The 1643-nt window shown below is 69.6% G+C and carries 1 protein-coding gene and 1 pseudogene; both read left to right on the forward strand.

Annotated elements, in window-relative coordinates; all coding sequences use genetic code 11:
* Positions 1-379, forward strand: a pseudogene (locus tag B2W70_RS16060) (efflux RND transporter periplasmic adaptor subunit); the annotation flags it as partial.
* 14 nt (positions 380-393) lie between these two features.
* Positions 394-1643, forward strand: a 1250-nt coding sequence (locus tag B2W70_RS16065; protein WP_286747191.1) for an efflux RND transporter permease subunit, incomplete at its 3' end; no start/stop codon positions are given.

Below are 1643 nucleotides of genomic sequence, written 5' to 3' on the forward strand. Positions count from 1 at the left end.
CTCGGCCCACCTCGTGCTGAGCGAGACCAGCGTGCCGCTGCAACAGGTGGGCGCCGCACGCAGCCTGCGCGATCAGGCCCTGCCCATCGTCTTCAGCGGTGACGCGCAGGCCTTGAGCGGCCTCGTGCTGGGCCAGGCCGTGAAGGTGATTGCGCAGACCCGCCAGGCCCTGCCCGGCATCGCCCTGCCCCGCGCCGCGCTCGTCAAGGGCGCGGGCAACCAGGACATCGCCTGGGTGCAGACCGCGCCCGAGCGCTTCGAGCCGCGCTGGGTCACGCACGCACCGCTGGACGGCACGCGCGTGCGCGTCACCGCCGGGCTGAAGGCGGGTGAGCAGGTGCTGGTGCAAGGCGCCAGCCTGGTCAACCAGGTTCGCTGAAGAAGGAGCCCACCATGTTCAGATGGCTCCTTGACACCTCCCTGGCCAACCGCCTGCTGGTTGTGCTGAGCGCCGCGGTGCTGATGGCCCAGGGCGCTTACACGCTGTCGCGCACGCCGGTCGATGTTTTCCCCGACCTCAACCAGCCCACCGTCACGCTGATGACCGAAGCCGGCGGCATGGCCCCCGAAGAGGTCGAACAACTCATCACCTTCCCGCTGGAGACCTCGCTGGGTGGCCTGCCCGGCGTGCAGGCGGTGCGCTCCACATCGAGCGCCGGCCTGTCCTTCGTCTACGTGAGCTTCGACTGGTCCACCGACATCTACCGCGCGCGGCAGATGGTGGCCGAGCGACTGGGCACGATGGGCGAGGCCCTGCCCGATGGCATCACGCCGCACATGGGGCCGGTCAGCTCGATCATGGGCGAGGTGATGCAGATCGCCATCCCGATCGACACCGCCAAGGTCTCGCCGATGGCCGTGCGCGAGCACGCCGACTGGGTGCTGCGCCCGCGCCTGATGGCCATCCCCGGCGTGGCGCAGGTCGTGCCGATCGGTGGCGAGGTGCGGCAGTTCCAGGTTCAGCCCGACACCGAGCGCATGGCCGAACTCGGTGTCACGCTGGCCGACCTGACCACGGCGTTGCGCGGCTTCTCGGCCAACACCTCGGGCGGCTTTCTGGAACGCAACGGCCGCGAGTACCTGATCCGCCACCTGGGCCGCACCACCGAGCTGGTCCACCTGCAAGACCTCGTGCTCACCTCGCGCAACGATCAACCGGTGCTGCTGCGCCAGGTGGCAGGCGTGAGCTTCGCGCCCGCCATCAAGCGTGGCGACGCGGGGTTCGAGGGCCAGCCCGCCGTCATCCTCGGCATCCAGAAGCAGCCGTCGGCCGACACGCTCGCGCTCACCCGCGCCATCGAGGCCGCGCTGGTGGACATGCGTGGCTCACTGCCCCCCGGCATGGCCGAGCCGCGCGTGACCTTCCGCCAGGCCAGCTTCATCGAGGCCTCGGTGAACACGCTGCAAGGCAAGCTGATCGGCGCGGCGGTGTTCGTGGCGGTGATCCTGTTCGCCTTGCTGGGCACATTGCGGCCCACGTTGATCGCGCTGACAGCCATCCCCGTGTCCATCCTCGCCACCGTGCTGGTGTTTCGCTGGTTCGGGCTGTCGATCAACACGATGACGCTGGGTGGCCTGGCGATCGCCATCGGCGGGCTGGTGGACGACGCGGTGGTGGACGTGGAGAACATCCTGCGCCGGCT

It is taken from the genome of Aquabacterium sp. UBA2148, assembly GCF_002328915.1.
In the GTDB taxonomy this organism is placed as follows: domain Bacteria; phylum Pseudomonadota; class Gammaproteobacteria; order Burkholderiales; family Burkholderiaceae_C; genus Aquabacterium; species Aquabacterium parvum.